Genomic DNA, 18,037 nt, shown 5'->3' on the forward strand with positions numbered 1-18,037 from the left:
CCGGTTTTTTTAGAAGTGCCCAGGCGCGCCCGGTCGCCCTATAATGCTCGGCAGATTTCCGTCCTCCGTACAGGTGTTCCTCTATGAAACGTCCAAGTGGTCGCGCTGCCGATCAGCTCCGCTCGATCCGCATTACCCGCAACTACACCAAACACGCCGAGGGATCTGTACTGGTCGAGTTCGGTGATACCAAGGTGATCTGCACCGTCAGCGTCGAAAACGGTGTGCCGCGCTTCCTCAAGGGTCAGGGCCAAGGCTGGCTGACCGCAGAATACGGCATGCTGCCGCGCGCCACTGGCGAGCGTAACCAGCGTGAGGCGAGCCGCGGCAAGCAAGGCGGCCGTACGCTGGAGATCCAGCGTCTGATCGGTCGTTCCCTGCGCGCTGCGCTGGACATGTCCAAGCTGGGCGATGTGACCCTGTACGTCGACTGCGACGTGATCCAGGCCGACGGCGGTACGCGTACTGCGTCGATCACTGGCGCCATGGTTGCATTGGTCGACGCCTTGAAAGTGATCAAGAAGCGCGGCGGCCTGAAAGGCGGCGACCCGCTCAAGCAGATGATTGCTGCCGTGTCGGTGGGCATGTACCAGGGCGAGCCAGTGCTGGATCTGGATTACCTGGAAGACTCGGCTGCCGAGACCGACCTGAACGTGGTGATGACCAGCACCGGTGGCTTCATCGAGGTGCAGGGCACCGCTGAAGGCGCGCCGTTCCAGCCTGAAGAGCTGAACGCGATGCTGGAGCTGGCGAAAAAAGGCATGAACGAAGTCTTCGAGCTGCAGAATGCCGCATTGGCCGACTGATCGGACTGTTCCACACAAGGAGGACACTATGAGTGACGAGCAACTGCCGCTGCCCAAGCCGAGCCAAGAGGTTCGTCAATGGGCAATGTTTTGTCACCTTTCCGCCTTGCTGGGGATGTGGATTCCGTTTGGCACGCTGATCGGCCCGCTGATTCTCTGGCAGATGAAACGCGAGAGTGACCCGTTCATTGATGCGCAGGGCAAGGAGGCGTTGAATTTTCAGATCACCGTCGCCATTGCCGCGACCATCTCGTTCTTTTTGATGTTGGTGGTCATCGGGTTCTTCCTGCTTGGCCTGATCGCCATTGGCGGGCTGGTGCTGACGATCATCGCTGGTGTCAAAGCCAATGATGGCGTGCCTTACCGGTATCCGTTCACCTGGCGGTTGATCAAATAAACACCGCAAATCCTCTTGTGGGAGCAGACCTGCTCTCACATTGGATGCTTTAAAACCAATGCCCTGACTTGTCAGGGCATTGGTATGTTTGCAGTTCAATTATTATCTCTGGCGTATAGGGCGTGTGATGTCCGCGATAACCGCGCCACGGTTATTTATCAACTGTCACTTTTACATCTTTAGTGACAACTGCAATGCCTCAGCGTCGGCTGCGTCCTTGGCAATGGGACTTTACGGTTGATAGAGTTGCCCCACGATATATTCACTAAGAAATATTTCGACATATTCAAGCCATCGAAGGTCCTTGAATTTCAAGCAATCAGTGTTGAGACACTCAGCCGGTTCAAGAGGCGTGCGCAGGTAAAAAGTTCGCCTCTGAATATATAGCCAAGAATAATCCCAATGATTCAGCTCGACTTTTATGGAACGCTTGTGGCCGCCTCCTTGGTGCTTTTGCTGGGGCGCGGACTTGTTACACGTGTTGGTTTTCTACGTAACTACAATATCCCTGAGCCCGTCGCCGGCGGCCTGTTGGTTGCCTTGGCTCTCCTGGTATTGCGAACTTTTGATATTGAAGTCCGCTTCGATACTTCATTACAGACGCCGTTGATGTTGGCGTTTTTTGCCACTATTGGCTTGAGTGCAGACTTCGCCAGCCTAAAGAAGGGCGGTCGCGTAGTGGGCGTTTTTCTGCTGGCGGTGGTCGGACTTCTGATACTCCAGAATGCCATGGGCATCGGCCTCGCAAAAATGCTCGGGCTCGATCCTTTGATGGGTCTGCTGACAGGCTCGATTACGTTGGCGGGCGGTCACGGTACAGGCGCTGCGTGGGGGGCGGTGTTCAGTGAGCAGTACGGTCTGGCTTCTGCCTCCGAGCTTGCGATTGCCTCTGCAACGTTTGGCCTGGTGTTGGGTGGCTTGATTGGTGGTCCGGTCGCTCGCCTGCTGATCAAGCGTGTTCAAGTACCCGGCTGCCATCCTCAGGAAACGCCACGGTTGCCAAAGGGCTTTGAGCAGCCGAACAAAGAGCGCTCGATTACGCCATTTTCGTTTATCGAGACACTCGCTTTGATCGCCGTCAGCTTATTGGCCGGCAATCTTCTGAATGGCTGGCTGCAAGGAACTGCACTTGAGTTGCCGACGTTCGTGTGCGTCTTGTTCGTGGGTGTGGTTTTACGCAACGGGCTTTCAGCGTTGGGCTTGTATCAGGTATTCGAGCGTGAAGTCTCCGTGCTGGGGAACGTCAGCCTGTCGCTGTTCCTGGCGATTGCCTTGATGTCGCTCAAGCTGTGGGATCTGGCGGCACTGGCCTTGCCGATTTTCATTATTCTGGCTGCGCAAGCGTTGGTCATGGCGCTGTTTGCGATTTTCGTGACGTTCAGAATCATGGGCAGTAACTACGATGGGGCGGTGTTGGCCGCAGGGCACTGCGGTTTTGGGCTGGGTGCCACACCCACGGCCATCGCTAACATGCAGGCGGTGACGCAGCGCTACGGGCCTTCGCAGATAGCGTTTCTCGTGGTGCCCATGGTGGGTGCGTTCTTCATCGACATCATTAATGTCATCGTGATCAAGCTGTACCTGGCGCTGCCGTTTTTTGCCGTTGCCTGAGGTTTTGGTCATGTCCACTGGCGTATAAAAAATGCCCGTATCTTGCGATACGGGCATTTTTTATCTGCGAGTCGACGCTTAGATAGTCAGCGTCCAGTCGTAGTCCACGATCAGCGGCGCGTGTTGCGAGAACCGCGGCTGACGTGGCAAGCGAGCGCTGCGGACAAAGCGGCGCAGGCCCGGGGTCAGCAGCTGGTAGTCGAAACGCCAGCCCAGGTTGAGCATCTCGGCCTGTTCGTTGTCTGGCCACCAGCTGTACTGATCGCCTTCTCGGCTGACTTCTCGCAGGGCATCGACATACCCCATGTTGCCGACAATCTCGTCCATCCAGGCACGTTCTGGCGCCAGGAAGCCCGGGGATTGCTGGCTGTCGCGCCAGTTCTTGATATCCAGCTTCTGTTGCGCGACGTACAGCGAGCCACAATAAATGTACTCGCGACGTTTGCGCCGCTGTTTATCCAGATAACGGGCGAAGTCGTCCATTAGCTTGAACTTCTGGTTCAAGTCTTCATCGCCGTTCTGCCCCGAAGGGAGCAGCAAGGTCGCGATGCTGACCTTGTCGAAATCGGCTTGCAGGTAGCGCCCGTAGCGGTCGGCCGTCTCAAAGCCGAGACCGCTGATGACAGCCTTCGGTTGCAACCGCGAGTACAAAGCCACGCCACCTTGGGCGGGGACTTCGGCATCGCAGGCATAAAGGAAGTAGCCATCCAGTTGGAAGGCTGGATCGTCCAGTTCAAAGGCGGAGGCACGGGTGTCCTGCAGGCAGATGACGTCGGCATTCTGTGCCTGCAGCCAACTGAGCAAACCACGCTCGACTGCAGCCTGAATACCATTGACGTTCACACTGATGATCCGCATAAATGGCCCCAAAAATCGCGTGCGTGTATGATACACGGCGTCTACCTAATTAGCTAAATCCGTGGTATTTGGGGTTTTTTCATGCAAGCGTATCAGCGCGACTTCATTCGTTTTGCCATCGATCGCGGCGTTTTGCGCTTCGGTGAGTTCACCCTGAAGTCCGGGCGTACCAGTCCTTACTTCTTCAATGCCGGCCTTTTCAACTCGGGTTCTGCGCTGGCGCAGCTGGGTCGTTTCTACGCGGCAGCCATCGTCGAGAGCGGCATTGCGTTCGACGTACTGTTTGGCCCTGCGTACAAAGGCATTCCTTTGGCGGCGACCACCGCCGTGGCACTGGCTGAGCACCATGACCGCGATCTGCCATGGTGCTTCAACCGCAAGGAAGCCAAGGCCCACGGCGAAGGCGGCAGCCTGGTCGGCGCGCCATTGACCGGCGATGTGCTGATCATCGACGACGTGATCACCGCCGGTACCGCGATCCGTGAAGTGATGCAGATCATCGCTTCCCAGGACGGGGCGAAGGCCGCCGGCGTGCTGATCGCCCTGAACCGTCAGGAGCGCGGCAACGGCGAACTGTCGGCAATCCAGGAAGTGGAGCGTGACTTCGGTATCCCGGTGATCAGCATCGTTTCGCTGAATCAGGTGCTGGAATTCCTCGCCGACGATCCACAGCTCAAGCAGCATTTGCCGGCGGTAGAAGCCTACCGCGCGCAGTTCGGCGTCTGACTACAACCCTTATGGGGCGAGCTTGTGTGGCGAGGGAGCTTGCTCCCGCTGGGCTGCGTAGCAGACCCAAGAATTTTGTGAGCGCTGCGCACTCAAGCGGGAGCAAGCGCCCTCGCCACAAAATGCTGTCCTATTGAGATCGCAGGCAAAAAAAGACCCCGCTCAGCCAGGCTGAGCGGGGTCTTTTTGTCTGTGTTGCTTACGGACGCTTGCGATTGCTGATCAAGGTGCCTACACCAGTGTCAGTGAAGATCTCCAGCAGAATCGCGTTCGGTACCCGGCCATCGATGATCAGCGAGCTGCCGACGCCGCCCTGTACGGCTTCCAGCGCGCAACGGATCTTCGGCAGCATGCCGCCGTAGATGGTGCCGTCGGCGATCAGTTCGTCGACCTGCTGGGTGCTCAGGCCGGTCAGGACCTTGCCGGACTTGTCCATCAGGCCGGCGATGTTGGTCAGCAGCATCAGCTTTTCAGCTTTCAGCGCTTCAGCAACCTTGCCGGCCACCAGATCGGCGTTGATGTTGTAGGACTCGCCGTTGGCGCCGACACCGATGGGTGCGATCACCGGGATGAAATCGCCTTTGACCAGCAGGTTCAGCAGGTCGGTGTTGATCCCGACCACTTCACCGACCTGGCCGATGTCGATGATTTCCGGTTGGGTCATCTCAGGCGTCTGACGGGTGACGGTGAGCTTCTTCGCACGAATCAGCTCGGCGTCTTTGCCGGTCAGGCCGATGGCGCTGCCGCCGTGGCGGTTGATCAGGTTGACGATGTCTTTGTTCACCTGGCCACCGAGGACCATTTCCACCACGTCCATGGTCTGGGCGTCAGTGACGCGCATGCCGTCGATGAAGTGGCTTTCGATCGACAGGCGCTTGAGCAGGTCGCCGATTTGCGGGCCGCCGCCGTGAACCACCACCGGGTTGATGCCCACGGCCTTCATCAGCACGATGTCGCGCGCGAAGCCGGTTTTCAGCTCCTCGCTTTCCATCGCGTTGCCGCCGTATTTGATCACCAGGGTCTTGCCGACATAGCGGCGAATGTAAGGCAGCGCTTCGGACAGGACCTTGGCGGTGTTGGCGGCGGCTTCGCGTTCGAGGGTCATTCGGGGCTCCGGCACTTCAATAAAAGGCGCTTCAGAAAATCAAAATGGTAGTTGGAGGTCAGGTGCAACACGTTTCAGTTGGGTGTGGAACACGTCCTTGATGCGCTGCAGTTCGGCGTCATTATCGGCCTCGAAACGCAGGACCAGCACCGGTGTGGTGTTGGATGCGCGAACCAGGCCCCAGCCTTTGGCGTAGTCGACTCGCACACCGTCGATGGTGGTCAATTCGGCGCCTTCACCCCAACGGGCATCGTGCAGTGCATCAATGATGCTGAATTTGCTCTCTTCGGTCACATGGATATTGATTTCTGGCGTAGAAATATCGTTCGGGAAGGTCTCGAACAGCTCTTGCGCGCTGGATTTTTCCTTGCTGAGGATATCCAGCAGCCGCGCGGCGCTGTAAATGCCGTCGTCGAAACCGAACCAGCGCTCCTTGAAGAAGATGTGCCCGCTCATTTCGCCTGCGAGCAGGGCGCCGGTTTGTTTCATCTTCTTCTTGATCAACGAATGACCGGTTTTCCACATGAGCGGGCGACCGCCATATTCCTTGATCAGCGGGGTCAGGCGACGGGTGCATTTGACGTCGAAGATAATCTCGGCGTTCGGGTTGCGTGCAACCACATCCTTGGCGAACAGCATCAGCAGGCGGTCCGGGAAAACGATGTCGCCGGTATTGGTCACCACGCCGACGCGGTCGCCGTCACCGTCGAAGGCCAGGCCCAGGTCGGCCTTGGTTTCCTTGACCTTGGCGATCAGGTCCACCAGATTCTCGGGTTTGCCCGGGTCCGGGTGGTGGTTCGGGAAGTTGCCATCGACGTCGCAGAACAGCGGGATGACTTCGCAGTTCAGCGCTTCGATCAACTGAGGCGCGATAACGCCGGCGGCACCGTTGCCGCAGTCGACCACGACTTTCAGGCGTCGGGCGAGTTTGATGTCCTGGACGATTTCGGCGGTGTAGCGGTCGAGGATCTCGACTTTGGTGATGCTGCCCTTGCCGCTGCTCAGGTTGTTGGTTTTCAGACGTTCGTGCAGGGCCAGGATCTGTTCATTGGCCAGGGTGTCGCCGGCAATCACGATTTTGAAGCCGTTGTAGTTCGACGGGTTGTGGCTGCCGGTAAGCATTACGCCGGATTTGCCGGCCAGCACGTTGGCTGCGTAATAGAGTGCCGGAGTTGGCACCAGACCGACGTCGCTGACGTGGCAGCCGCTGTCGTGCAGGCCCTGAATCAATTGTTCGACCAATTCCGGGCCAGACAAGCGACCGTCACGACCCACGGAGATGTTCGGCTCGTCCTTGGCCAGCGTTTCGGAACCAATGGCGCGACCGATCCAATAAGCGGTTTCAGCGGTCAGGGTTTCCGGGACGACGCCACGAATGTCATAGGCGCGAAAAATGCTGTCGGGGAATCTGGGTGCGACTCGGGCTGCATTGCTCATCACTGGGGCTGCTCCAACTTAAAGGTTGCTGGACGGGTCGACGAACGGGTCGTCGGCGGGCTCAAACTGAAGGGTATGACGGCGTTTTTGGCAGAGAGTTCGTGGTGCACAAGTGCCATGCCAGGGGCTTCGGTGTGCGCGGTATCGTCTAATGCCTTGATTTTGACCGGTAACCCTTGCAGATGAGGTCTGCGCACTATTCATCCTGTAATGCAAAGCGTTGTGTTCAGGCCGGGCAGGGCGCCCAGCCTGAAAAGGCACAATCAATGGCTGCCCGAGTGACCAAAACCACCGGTGCCACGCTGGGTTTCGTCGAACTCTTGAACCAGTTCGAAGTGCGCCTGAACCACCGGCACCAGCACCAGTTGGGCAAGACGCTCACCCACCACGATGTTGAAGTCGGTCTGGCCGCGGTTCCAGCAGGAGACCATCAGCGGGCCTTGGTAATCGGAGTCGATCAGCCCGACCAGGTTGCCCAGCACGATACCGTGCTTATGGCCCAGGCCCGAACGCGGCAGGATCAGCGCGGCGAGGCCCGGATCGCCGATGTACACCGACAGGCCGGTCGGGATCAGCAGGGTTTCACCCGGCTTGATGACGGTGTCCTGTTCCAGCATCGCCCGCAGGTCGAGGCCGGCGGAGCCTGGCGTGGCGTACTGCGGCAGCGGGAATTCGCGGCCAATGCGTGGGTCGAGGATCTTGGCTTGTAAAGCGTGCATGCGAGTTAAACCTGGTTCAGACGTTCGGCGATAAAAGTGATCAGCTGGCGGGCGATTTTGCCCTTGCTGGTCTGGGCGAAGAGCGTTGCGTGCAACTCCCGGTCGATCACGCTGCAAGCGTTTTCCTCACTGTTGAAGCCAATGCTTGGGTTGGCCACGTCGTTGGCGACGATCAGGTCGAGGTTTTTGTCTTTCAGCTTGCGTGCAGCGTAGTCGAGCAGGTGTTCGGTTTCGGCGGCGAAACCGACACTGAACGGACGGTCGGGGCGCGTGGCAATGGTCGCCAGAATGTCTGGGTTGCGGACCATTTGCAGCAACAAGCCGTCGCCGTTCGTAGGGTCTTTCTTGAGTTTTTGTGGGGCGACGACTTCCGGGCGATAGTCCGCGACCGCAGCAGACGCGATGAACAGGTCGCAAGGGATCGCGGCTTCACAGGCGGCGAGCATGTCGCGGGCGCTGACCACGTCGATCCGGGTGACGCGATCCGGCGTCGGCAGGTGTACGGGGCCGGTGATCAAGGTCACTCGGGCGCCGGCTTCAACCGCGGCTTCGGCCAGGGCAAAGCCCATTTTCCCGGAGCTGTGGTTGGTGATGTAGCGCACCGGGTCGATGTTTTCCTGGGTCGGGCCGGCCGTGATCAGCACGTGTTTGCCGGTCAGCGCTTGGCGCTGGAAGCAGTCGGCGGCGCATTGCGCCAGGTCGTTGGCTTCGAGCATGCGGCCCATGCCGATGTCGCCGCAGGCCTGGCTGCCGGACGCCGGGCCAAAGACCTTGAAGCCACGGCTTTCGAGCAATTGGGTGTTGGCCTGGGTGGCCGGGTCGCGCCACATGGCCTGGTTCATCGCCGGCGCCAGCGCGACGGTGGCGTCGGTGGCCAGTACCAGGGTGGTCAGCAGGTCATTGGCGATGCCTTGGGCCAGGCGTGCGATCAGGTCGGCGGTGGCCGGCGCGATCAGCACCAGATCAGCCCATTTGGCCAGCTCGATGTGGCCCATCGCAGCTTCGGCCGCCGGGTCCAGCAGGTCCAGGTGGACGGGGTGCCCGGAGAGTGCCTGCATGGTCAGCGGGGTGATGAACTCGCTGCCGCCGCGGGTCATGACCACGCGCACTTCGGCGCCCTGGTCGATGAGTCGGCGAACCAGCTCGGCGCTCTTGTAGGCGGCAATGCCGCCGCCGACGCCGAGAACGATGCGTTTCCGATACAGCCGCTGCATAGGCCTGCCTTTCAATTCATTGATGACTACGTGGCGAAACCCCTCCCCAGGGTGAAATCGCCCGCAAAAAAGATGGACTACGATATCACAGCGACCGCAACGGAACAGCGGCGCCCACACACATGGAGGTGCTATGAGCATTCGCGATTGGCCGGCGGCAGAGCGCCCGCGGGAGAAGCTTCTGGAGCAGGGTTCGGCGAGCCTTTCGGACGCCGAGTTGCTGGCCATCTTTCTACGCACCGGGGTGGCTGGCAAAAGCGCAGTCGATCTGGCACGACACCTGTTGCATCAATTCGGCAGCCTGCGCACGTTGCTGGAGGCCGATCAGCAGACGTTCGGCAGCCAGCTTGGGCTGGGGCCGGCAAAGTTCGCCCAATTGCAGGCGGTACTGGAGATGGCGCGGCGGCATTTGGCGGAACGCTTGCGTCGCGACTCGGTGCTCAAGAGCCCGATCGAAGTGCGCAATTACCTGAAGGCGATGTTGCGCCATGAGCCGCACGAGGTGTTCGGCTGCCTGTTTCTGGACTCCCGGCATCGGGTGCTGGCGTTCGAGATACTGTTTCGCGGTTCGATCGACAGCGCCAGCGTCTACCCGCGTCAGGTGGTCAAGCGTGCACTGGCGCACAACGCCGCGGCGCTGATCCTGTGCCACAACCATCCGTCAGGGAGTGCCGAGCCGAGCCAGGCGGATCGAGCGCTGACCAAGCGCCTGCAAGAGGCGCTGGACCTGGTCGATGTGCGGGTACTCGACCATTTCATCGTCGGCGATGGCGATCCGCTGTCGATGGCCGAGTACGGGTGGATGTAGAGGGGCAGCTGCAAGTTTCAAGCTTCAAGCGGCATGCTCAAAACAGCCTGCGTACCGCTCTGGCTTGCCGCTTGAAGCTTACGGCTTAAAGCTGACTTTAGAATAATCCTGGCGGCCAAACGGGCTGACCTGGTAGCCCTGAACGTCCTTGCGCGTCAGTGCGTAGGCAGTCGGGTGTGCCAGTGGCAGCCACAGCGCCTGTTGCTGGATCTGCGCCTGGGCCTGTTCGTAAAGCTTGCTGCGCACGCCTTGCTCGGTGGTGGTCTTGCCGGCGCTGATAACTTTATCCAGGCCCGGGTCGCAGTAGCGGGCGAAGTTGGTCCCGGACTGGACCGCCGCGCAGGAGAACTGTGGCGTGAGGAAGTTATCCGGGTCACCGTTGTCGCCGGACCAGCCCATGAACAGCAGGTCGTGTTCGCCGGCCTTGGCGCGGCGAATCAGCTCGCCCCATTCAATCACCCGGATTTCCGCCTGAATCCCGACTTCGGCCAGGTCCGCCTGCAACAACTGGGCGCCAAGGCTTGGGTTCGGGTTGAGCAGGCTGCCGGAAGGACGGGTCCAGATCGTGGTTTTAAACCCCTCCTTGAGCCCGACCTTGGCCAGCAGTGCGCGCGCCTTGGCGACGTCTTTCGGATAGCCCGGCAGGTCTTTGGCGTAGCTCCAGGTGTTGGGCGGGTACGGACCGTTGGCAGCCTGCGCGGTGTCTTCGAAAACGGCCTTGAGGTAGCTGGCCTTGTCGAAGGCGAGATTGATCGCCTGGCGGACCTCGGGCTTATCCAGTGGCGGATGCTGACTGTTGATGGCCACGAACGCGGTCATGAATGCCGGCGTGCTCTCGATCTTCAGGGTCGGGTCCTGGGCGGCAGCCTGCACGTCCAGTGGTTTGGGCGACAGGGCGATCTGGCACTCGTTGCGCCGCAGTTTCTGCAAGCGCACGTTGGCGTCCGGGGTGATGGCGAACACCAGGCTGTCCACTGCCGGTTTGCCGGCAAAGTAGTCGCGGTTGGCCTTGTAGCGAATCGACGCATCTTTCTGGAAACGCCCGAAGATGAACGGGCCGCTGCCGATTGGCTGGCTGTTGAGTTTCTCGGGCGTGCCGGCCTTGAGCAACTGGTCGGCATACTCGGCCGAGTAAATCGAGGCAAACCCCATGCTCAGGGTGACAAGGAAGGTCGAGTCGGGGTGGTCCAGGGTAAAGCGCACGGTCAGCGGGTCCAGCGCGTCGATTTTCTTGATCAGTGCGGGCAATTGCATCGATTGAGCGTGAGGGAAGCCACTTTGGGCGACTTTGTGCCAAGGGTGGGCCGGGTCGAGCATGCGCTCGAAGCTGAACTTCACGTCTTCGGCGCTCAGGTCACGGGTGGGGCTGAAGTACTCGGTGTGGTGGAATTTCACCTGTGGGTGCAGCTTGAAGACATACGTCAGGCCATCGGTCGACACTTCCCAGCTGTCGGCCAGGCTGGCAACCACTTTGCCAGTGGCGGTATCGAAGTCCACCAGGCGGTTCATCAGCACGTCGGCCGAAGCATTGGTGGTCGTCAGCGAGTTGTATTGAACGACATCGAACCCTTCCGGGCTGGCCTCGGTGCAGACGCTTAAAGCGGCAGCCTGGGCCAATGGGCTCAGCAAGAGTGGGGCGAGCAACAACGGTAGGGCAGCGAGGCGCATGTGTGAATTCCTGTGCAGATCGAAGGCCCATCTGCGAGTGCAGTCTGGAAAAGGGCTACCCTAGTGGGCTCTTTTACAAATGACTATCCCCTTTTTCATTTTAAGGGGAGTATGTGCGATTGTTTTCGGTGAGTACTGCCCAAGGAAAACCCTGGATTGGCCTGTTGGCCGACTTTCTGCGACGAGCGGTCACCATCGACGACAGCCTTTGTCCAAGGCGCTCGGAGCCCGAAAAATCGGGGTTTTGTTAATTCAATGCACACCGATTGTTGTTGCTCTCTAGTCTTTCTGGTATAAAGCAGCGCTCTTTTCTAGGGGCCCGGTTCCTTCATTGTAGGTGTAGCCGGTAAGACCCTTAAAGAAACGCGGCGCCTGGCGCCAAATGACTGAGAGATTAAGCGGCCAACCCATGCCGGGTTGGGCATGTGGTTTTAGAGGGCTGAGGCATGTCGAGAGTCTGTCAAGTTACCGGTAAGGGTCCGGTGACTGGGAATAACATTTCCCACGCAAACAACAAAACCCGTCGTCGTTTCCTGCCGAACCTGCAGCATCACCGCTTCTGGGTTGAAGAAGAGAAACGTTTCGTGCGTCTGCGCGTATCTGCCAAAGGCATGCGTATCATCGACAAGCGTGGCATTACTGTCGTGCTGGCCGAAATCCGCAAAGCTGGCAAGATCTAAGGGAGCTAATCATGCGTGAATTGATTCGTTTGATTTCGAGCGCTGGTACTGGTCACTTCTACACTACCGACAAGAACAAGCGCACTACTCCGGACAAAATCGAGATCAAGAAATTTGATCCGGTTGTTCGCAAGCACGTGATCTACAAAGAAGGCAAAATCAAGTAATTGATTTTCCCCTCTTGAGAAAAAGGCCCGTATCGCAAGATACGGGCCTTTTTTGTTGGGGTGTCAGAAAAGCCTCAGGCCTTCTGCTCAAACGCCACGTAGATCTTGCGGCACGGCTCCAGCACTTCCCAGGTGCCCCGGAAGCCGGCCGGGATGACAAAACGATCGCCCGCCCGCAGGGTCTTGGCATTGCCGTCGTGGTCACGCAGCACCGAAACCCCCTGTACGATTTCGCAGTATTCGTGTTCGGTGAAGTTCACCGTCCATTGTCCGACTTCACCTTCCCAGACGCCCGCGCTCAACTGACCGCACGGGCTGTTGTAGTGGTTGTAGACGGCTTGCTCGGGGTCGCCCTTGAGCACTTTTGCGGCGTCCGGGCGGTAGCGCTCGGCGGGTGTGGTGGCCTGGCTGAAGTCGACGATGTCGTGGATGCTCATTCTTGTAATCCCCCGTGATTGCCTGAAAATCAAAGTCTATGTTTATTAAAATGAACATCGCAAGGCCGTTTACCGGCCTTTTGTCAAATATATTGAAACATGAGGGGTCGCTGGTTTAGGGTGGCAGTTGCCTTGGGCCGAATTGAAAACTGGCCGGGCAGAATTCCTGTAGGTGCCTGCGTAGATCGCGTGGCGCTCGTATTCAATAAGAGGAGGACTCTCGTATGACTACCTTGACTCGTGCCGACTGGGAACAACGCGCCCGCGACCTGAAGATCGAAGGCCGTGCCTACATCAATGGCGAATACACCGCAGCGGTCTCCGGCGAGACCTTCGACTGCATCAGCCCCGTCGATGGCCGCCTGCTGGGCAAGATCGCCAGCTGTGATGCCGCCGACGCCCAGCGCGCCGTAGAAAACGCTCGCAGCACGTTCAACTCGGGCGTCTGGTCGCGTCTGGCACCAGCCAAGCGCAAAGCCACCATGATTCGTTTCGCCGGCCTGCTCAAGCAGCACGCCGAAGAGCTGGCGCTGCTTGAAACCCTGGACATGGGCAAGCCGATCAGCGATTCCCTGTACATCGACGTTCCGGGCGCGGCGCAAGCGCTGAGCTGGAGCGGTGAGGCCATCGACAAGATCTATGACGAAGTGGCCGCCACCCCGCATGACCAACTGGGTCTGGTGACCCGTGAGCCAGTGGGTGTGGTGGGCGCCATCGTGCCGTGGAACTTCCCGCTGATGATGGCCTGCTGGAAACTCGGCCCGGCGCTGTCCACCGGTAACTCGGTGATCCTCAAGCCGTCCGAAAAGTCCCCTTTGACCGCCATCCGCCTCGCGGCACTGGCCGTTGAAGCCGGTATTCCGAAAGGCGTGCTGAATGTGCTGCCAGGCTACGGTCACACCGTCGGCAAGGCGTTGGCCTTGCACATGGATGTCGACACGCTGGTGTTCACCGGTTCGACCAAGATCGCCAAGCAACTGATGATTTATTCCGGCGAATCGAACATGAAGCGCGTCTGGCTGGAGGCGGGTGGCAAGAGCCCGAACATCGTGTTTGCCGATGCGCCGGACCTGCAAGCTGCGGCTGAGTCCGCTGCCAGTGCCATCGCATTCAACCAGGGCGAAGTCTGCACCGCCGGTTCCCGTCTGCTGGTCGAGCGTTCGATCAAGGATAAATTCCTGCCGCTGGTGATCGAGGCCCTGAAGGCCTGGAAACCGGGCAACCCGCTGGATCCGGCGACCAACGTCGGCGCACTGGTCGACACGCAGCAGATGAACACCGTGCTGTCCTACATCGAATCCGGTCACACCGACGGCGCCAAACTGGTGGCGGGCGGCAAGCGGATCCTTCAGGAAACCGGTGGCACCTACGTTGAGCCGACGATTTTCGATGGCGTGAGCAATGCCATGAAGATCGCCCAGGAAGAGATCTTTGGCCCGGTGCTGTCGGTCATCACCTTCGACAGCGTCGATGAAGCGATCCGGATCGCCAACGACACGCCGTATGGCCTGGCTGCGGCAGTCTGGACCTCGGATATCTCCAAGGGCCACCTGGCCGCCAAGGCCCTGCGTGCCGGCAGTGTGTGGGTCAACCAGTACGATGGTGGCGACATGACCGCGCCGTTTGGTGGTTTCAAACAGTCGGGCAACGGTCGTGACAAGTCGCTGCACGCGTTCGACAAGTACACCGAGCTGAAGGCGACCTGGATCAAGCTGTAAATTGTGACGGGCCCCGGTCGCATCCGGGGCTCAATACAATACAGATCCCTTGTGGGAGCGAGCTTGCTCGCGATAGCGGTATGACAGTCGACGTCAATGTTGAATGTTGCGCCGTCATCGCAAGCAGGCTCGCTCCCACATGTTTTCTAGAGCATCCGCTCCAGCCCCACCGAATTGCTGAGCCAGGCATTGATATGTCGCCACCAGCTCCCCGGTTCTCGGGTCAAGGTGTGTGGCTGGCCGTTGTCTTCAGTGACCCACACCATCCGGCCGTTCTCTAGCCGGGCCTCATAACTCAGGGTCGGTGACATACCTTGCAGGGCCAGTTCGCGAACCTGTTCGGTGAGTTCCGGGCTGTCCACCAACACCCCGACTTCAGTGTTCCAGAGCACCGAGCGCGGATCGAAATTGAATGAGCCGATGAACGCCTTTTGTCGATCAAAGATCATCGCCTTGCTGTGCAAGCTGGAAACGGAGCCACGGGAAACGGCGCTGTGGAACAGGTTCGGACCACTGCCGACATGCTCGCCGGGTTGACGGCGCAACTCGAACAGCTTCACGCCATGCTCCAGCAACGCCTTGCGGTACGGCGCGTAGCCACCGTGCACGGCCGGCACGTCGGTGGCGTCCAGGGAGTTGGTCAGCAAGCTGACGGAAACCCCGGCATCCGCGCGTCCTGTCAGGTAGACCAGCCCCGTTTGGCCTGGGACGAAATAGGCCGAGATCATGATCAGCTCGTTACTGACGCCTTGTAACTCGGGTGCCAGTTGGGTGGTCAGCAGCAGTTGCGGATCCGGCTCGTCCTTGGCCAGCACTTTGCTGGGTGCGTCCCACAGCGCCTGGTTCCAGGCCCAGATCAATTCGCGCCGCCAGACATCCAGGCGTGGATGGGTCTGGTAAATCTTCAGTTGCTGGTACAGCGCATGGTTCTGTTGGCGGGTGCCTTCCAGCGACTCCTGCAGTCGCAGTCGGGTGTTGGCCAGATCCTTTGCCGTGGGTTTGATCGAGATAAACTCATCGATCGGTTTGCTCAGGGCGCTGTTCCAGTACTGGTCGAAACTGTGCCCGAGCTGCTCGGCCACCGGGCCGATGCCGAGCATGTCGATGTCGGTGAAGTTCAGATCGGGTTGGGCGTCGAAGTATTCATCGCCCAGATTACGGCCACCGACAATGGCTGCGCTGTTATCCGCCAGCCACAGCTTGTTGTGCATGCGCCGATGCTGCAAAGACAGATTGAACAGTCGCCCCATGGTGCGGGTCAGCCCGGTGCTGCGGCCCAGGTGCAGCGGGTTGAACAGGCGAATATGAATCTGCGGATGCGCGGCAAGGGTGGCGATGATCTGGTCCAGGCCATCGCTGGTGGTGTCGTCGAGCAGAATGCGTATGCGCACGCCGCGGTCGGCAGCCTTGAGCAGCTCCGCCGCCAGCAACCGTGTGCTGACACCGTCGTGGACGATGTAATACTGCAAGTCGAGGCTGCTTTGCGCATTGCGAATCAGCTCGGCACGCGCCATGAAGGCTTCACTGCTGTTGGGCAGCAGGCGGAAGCCGGAACGGCCCTGATACGTCGCAGCCTGTGCCTGGATCGAACGCCCGAAGGAGGAGTCCGCCGCTGGCAGCGTCTGGCTCGGCTTGTGGTGCACGGCGAGAGAGGTGCAACCGCTCAGTAGCGAGACGAGCGGCAGAAAAAGCAGGGCTTGTCTGGGGCGCAAATCGGAGTTTCCGCGAATGGGCAAGATCCGGAGTATGGCACGGCATTTGGCGATGCTCCGTGAACGCTCAAGCGTCGATTGATTGCGTCATTTGTCCTCGTGATGCTCGGCCAGTAGCTTGATCGCTGCCGCGCCGACCTTGCGCACCGCCTCTTCAATCAGCGGTGTCGGTTTGGCCGAGTAGTTCATGCGCAGGCAATTGCGGTACTTGCCCGAGGCGGAAAAAATACTGCCGACGGCAATCTGTACGCCTTGGTCGATCAGCGCACGATTCAGTTTCAGCGTGTCGAAACCTTCCGGCAGTTCGACCCACAGCATGAAGCTGCCTTGCGGGCGGCTGGCACGGGTGCCGACGGGAAAGTAGCGGCTGACCCAGTCGAGCATCAAGTCGCGATTGCGCTGGTATTGCGTGCGCACCCGACGCAAATGCGGTTCGAAGTGCCCGCCCTTGAGGAATTCTGCGATGGCGATTTGTGGTTGTGGCGCGGTGGAGCCGGTGCTGATGTATTTCATGTGCAACACCCGCTCCAGATACCGGCCCGGCGCGACCCAGCCGATACGCAGCCCCGGCGCCAAGGTCTTGGAGAACGAGCTGCAGAGCAGGACGCGGCCGTCTTCGTCGAAGGACTTGATCGTGCGGGGACGCGGGTAGGTGTAGGCCAGTTCGCCATACACATCGTCTTCGATGATTGCCACGTCGAAGCGCTGTGCCAGGGTCAGCAGCGCCCGTTTGCGCGCCTCCGGCATGATGTAGCCCAGCGGGTTGTTGCAGTTGGGGGTCAACTGTATGGCTTTGATCGGCCACTGTTCCAGCGCCAGTTCCAGCGCCTCGAGGCTGATCCCCGTGAGCGGATCGGTGGGAATTTCCAGGGCTTTCATGCCCAGCCCTTTGAGGGTTTGCATGGCGCCGTGAAAGCTCGGTGAGTCGACGGCCACGATGTCGCCTGGCTCGCAGATCGCGCGAATGCTGGTGGACAGCGCTTCGTGGCAACCGGTGGTGATCACCAGGTCGTTGGCGCTCAGTTGACAGCCGGAGTCGAGCATCAGGCGGGCAATCTGTTCGCGCAGTTCGAGGACGCCGTAGATGTTGTCGTAATACAGGCCGGGCATGTCCTGCCGCCGGCTGATCCGCGCCAGCCCGCGCAACAGAGGCTTCATGGTCGGCGTGGTGATGTCCGGCATGCCGCGACCGAGCTGCACGACGTCTTTACGCGGGACGGCGCGAATCAGCTCCAGCACCTGATCCCACTGGGAAATGTCCACCGGGCGCTGGGCTGGACGGCCAACGACCGGCAACTCCGGTAGCTCGCGCCCGGCCGGAACGAAGTAGCCGGATTTCGGCTTCGGCATCGCCAGCCCGCCGTCTTCCAGCACCCGATAAGCCTGCTGCACCGTGCTCAGGCTGACCCCGTGCTCGACGCTCAGTGCCCGCACCGACGGCAGTCGGTCACCCGGACGGTAGAAGCCCTGTTCGATACGCGTGCCGAGCAATTCGGCGAGGTTGACGTATAGGGTCATGGTGCAGCCTCGGTGAAGTGATTCAGGGGACCAGTACAGATGGGGCAAAAATACAGGATTCAGTCGCTAAAGCGGGAAATCTGTATGGAGTTAATACAGATCCTTTGAATCTGTAACGGTTTTGCCGGCCCGCGCATCATGGAATCTCTGGCGACCCAAGTAAACAGGAGCAATCAAAATGAACGGCTTGAGCGATGTGCGGCTGACGTTACACAGTCAGGAACTGGAGGCAGGGCAGGACAAGGGCATGCGCGCGGCAACGATGCGCAATGCCCCGTCCTGTCTCGGTCGCTGGGGTCTGTTCTGGCATCGTCTGCACACGCGCGAGGCCTTGCTTGAGCTTTCGCCCGAGCAGTTGCGCGATGTGGGGTTGAGTCGTGCAGAGGCGCGGGAGGAGGGGCTCAAACCCTTCTGGCGGATCTGAGTTCTACGGTTGATCATTCCCATGCTCCGCGT

The 18,037-nt window shown here is 59.7% G+C and carries 17 protein-coding genes and 1 pseudogene; 9 read left to right on the forward strand and 9 right to left on the reverse strand.

From position 1 onward, the window contains the following. Positions 1 to 83: 83 nt before the first annotated feature. The 3 genes from rph to gltS all read left to right on the forward strand — a co-directional run bounded on the left by rph (position 84) and on the right by gltS (position 2,814). Positions 84 to 806 (forward strand): ribonuclease PH, encoded by a 723-nt coding sequence (rph, locus tag FPT12_RS00340; protein WP_145014143.1) that lies wholly within the window; start codon positions 84 to 86, stop codon positions 804 to 806. A 28-nt stretch (positions 807 to 834) separates the two neighbouring features. Continuing rightward, on the forward strand, positions 835 to 1,203 hold the full coding sequence (locus tag FPT12_RS00345) for a DUF4870 domain-containing protein (RefSeq protein WP_145014144.1): 369 nt from the start codon (positions 835 to 837) through the stop codon (positions 1,201 to 1,203). Between the two features lie 402 nt (positions 1,204 to 1,605). After that, positions 1,606 to 2,814, forward strand: a complete 1,209-nt coding sequence (gene gltS / locus FPT12_RS00350; RefSeq protein WP_145014145.1) for a sodium/glutamate symporter — start codon at positions 1,606 to 1,608, stop codon at positions 2,812 to 2,814. A gap of 78 nt (positions 2,815 to 2,892) precedes the next feature. Here the strand turns inward: gltS and FPT12_RS00355 are convergent, their stop codons facing one another. Further along, positions 2,893 to 3,672, reverse strand: a complete 780-nt coding sequence (locus tag FPT12_RS00355) for an exodeoxyribonuclease III (RefSeq protein WP_003176915.1) — start codon at positions 3,670 to 3,672, stop codon at positions 2,893 to 2,895. An 81-nt stretch (positions 3,673 to 3,753) separates the two neighbouring features. On the opposite strand from FPT12_RS00355, the gene pyrE reads away from it, so the two are divergent. Continuing rightward, positions 3,754 to 4,398 (forward strand): orotate phosphoribosyltransferase, encoded by a 645-nt coding sequence (gene pyrE, locus FPT12_RS00360; RefSeq protein WP_008030591.1) that lies wholly within the window; start codon positions 3,754 to 3,756, stop codon positions 4,396 to 4,398. A 199-nt stretch (positions 4,399 to 4,597) separates the two neighbouring features. On the opposite strand, the gene argB is transcribed toward pyrE, so the two are convergent. From argB to coaBC, 4 genes and pseudogenes are all read right to left on the reverse strand, one after another. After that, on the reverse strand, positions 4,598 to 5,503 hold the full coding sequence (argB, locus tag FPT12_RS00365; RefSeq protein WP_145014146.1) for an acetylglutamate kinase: 906 nt from the start codon (positions 5,501 to 5,503) through the stop codon (positions 4,598 to 4,600). A 39-nt stretch (positions 5,504 to 5,542) separates the two neighbouring features. Beyond that, a pseudogene (locus tag FPT12_RS00370) lies at positions 5,543 to 6,946 on the reverse strand (phosphomannomutase/phosphoglucomutase); the annotation flags it as partial. Positions 6,947 to 7,203: 257 nt separating this feature from the next. Then, positions 7,204 to 7,659 (reverse strand): dUTP diphosphatase, encoded by a 456-nt coding sequence (dut, locus tag FPT12_RS00380; RefSeq protein WP_145014149.1) that lies wholly within the window; start codon positions 7,657 to 7,659, stop codon positions 7,204 to 7,206. Positions 7,660 to 7,664: 5 nt separating this feature from the next. Next, positions 7,665 to 8,873: a bifunctional phosphopantothenoylcysteine decarboxylase/phosphopantothenate--cysteine ligase CoaBC gene (gene coaBC, locus FPT12_RS00385; RefSeq protein WP_145014150.1), complete on the reverse strand. Its 1,209-nt coding sequence runs from the start codon at positions 8,871 to 8,873 to the stop codon at positions 7,665 to 7,667. 133 nt (positions 8,874 to 9,006) lie between these two features. Between coaBC and radC the strand changes: the two genes are divergently transcribed. Further along, positions 9,007 to 9,681 (forward strand): DNA repair protein RadC, encoded by a 675-nt coding sequence (gene radC / locus FPT12_RS00390; RefSeq protein ID WP_145014151.1) that lies wholly within the window; start codon positions 9,007 to 9,009, stop codon positions 9,679 to 9,681. A 78-nt stretch (positions 9,682 to 9,759) separates the two neighbouring features. Here the strand turns inward: radC and FPT12_RS00395 are convergent, their stop codons facing one another. Continuing rightward, a complete protein-coding gene (locus FPT12_RS00395) occupies positions 9,760 to 11,349 on the reverse strand; it encodes an ABC transporter substrate-binding protein (protein ID WP_145014152.1) in 1,590 nt (529 codons plus the stop codon). Between the two features lie 446 nt (positions 11,350 to 11,795). Between FPT12_RS00395 and rpmB the strand changes: the two genes are divergently transcribed. Together rpmB and rpmG are read left to right on the forward strand one after the other, a co-directional pair. After that, on the forward strand, positions 11,796 to 12,029 hold the full coding sequence (gene rpmB, locus FPT12_RS00400) for a 50S ribosomal protein L28 (RefSeq protein ID WP_007894701.1): 234 nt from the start codon (positions 11,796 to 11,798) through the stop codon (positions 12,027 to 12,029). A gap of 11 nt (positions 12,030 to 12,040) precedes the next feature. After that, positions 12,041 to 12,196 carry a 50S ribosomal protein L33 gene (gene rpmG / locus FPT12_RS00405; RefSeq protein WP_007894709.1) on the forward strand — a complete coding sequence of 52 codons (156 nt, stop codon included), beginning with the start codon at positions 12,041 to 12,043 and terminating at the stop codon, positions 12,194 to 12,196. A gap of 74 nt (positions 12,197 to 12,270) precedes the next feature. On the opposite strand, the gene FPT12_RS00410 is transcribed toward rpmG, so the two are convergent. Beyond that, a complete protein-coding gene (locus FPT12_RS00410; RefSeq protein WP_145014153.1) occupies positions 12,271 to 12,633 on the reverse strand; it encodes a cupin domain-containing protein in 363 nt (120 codons plus the stop codon). A 224-nt stretch (positions 12,634 to 12,857) separates the two neighbouring features. Here FPT12_RS00410 and FPT12_RS00415 point away from each other — a divergent pair, with 224 nt between their 5' ends. Continuing rightward, the gene (locus FPT12_RS00415; RefSeq protein ID WP_145014154.1) at positions 12,858 to 14,351 is read left to right on the forward strand and encodes an aldehyde dehydrogenase; all 1,494 of its coding nucleotides are present in this window, start codon (positions 12,858 to 12,860) and stop codon (positions 14,349 to 14,351) included. A 146-nt stretch (positions 14,352 to 14,497) separates the two neighbouring features. Here FPT12_RS00415 and FPT12_RS00425 read toward each other — a convergent pair whose 3' ends face one another. Both FPT12_RS00425 and FPT12_RS00430 read right to left on the reverse strand, forming a co-directional pair. Next, a complete protein-coding gene (locus tag FPT12_RS00425) occupies positions 14,498 to 16,063 on the reverse strand; it encodes a phospholipase D family protein (RefSeq protein ID WP_145014155.1) in 1,566 nt (521 codons plus the stop codon). A gap of 87 nt (positions 16,064 to 16,150) precedes the next feature. Next, positions 16,151 to 17,581: a PLP-dependent aminotransferase family protein gene (locus tag FPT12_RS00430; protein WP_145014156.1), complete on the reverse strand. Its 1,431-nt coding sequence runs from the start codon at positions 17,579 to 17,581 to the stop codon at positions 16,151 to 16,153. 178 nt (positions 17,582 to 17,759) lie between these two features. Here FPT12_RS00430 and FPT12_RS00435 point away from each other — a divergent pair, with 178 nt between their 5' ends. Next, positions 17,760 to 18,005 carry a DUF1127 domain-containing protein gene (locus FPT12_RS00435; RefSeq protein ID WP_145014157.1) on the forward strand — a complete coding sequence of 82 codons (246 nt, stop codon included), beginning with the start codon at positions 17,760 to 17,762 and terminating at the stop codon, positions 18,003 to 18,005. The last annotated feature ends 32 nt before the right edge of the window (positions 18,006 to 18,037 follow it).

The sequence above is a fragment of the Pseudomonas sp. H3(2019) genome (assembly GCF_007713465.1).
Taxonomy (GTDB): Bacteria; Pseudomonadota; Gammaproteobacteria; order Pseudomonadales; family Pseudomonadaceae; genus Aquipseudomonas.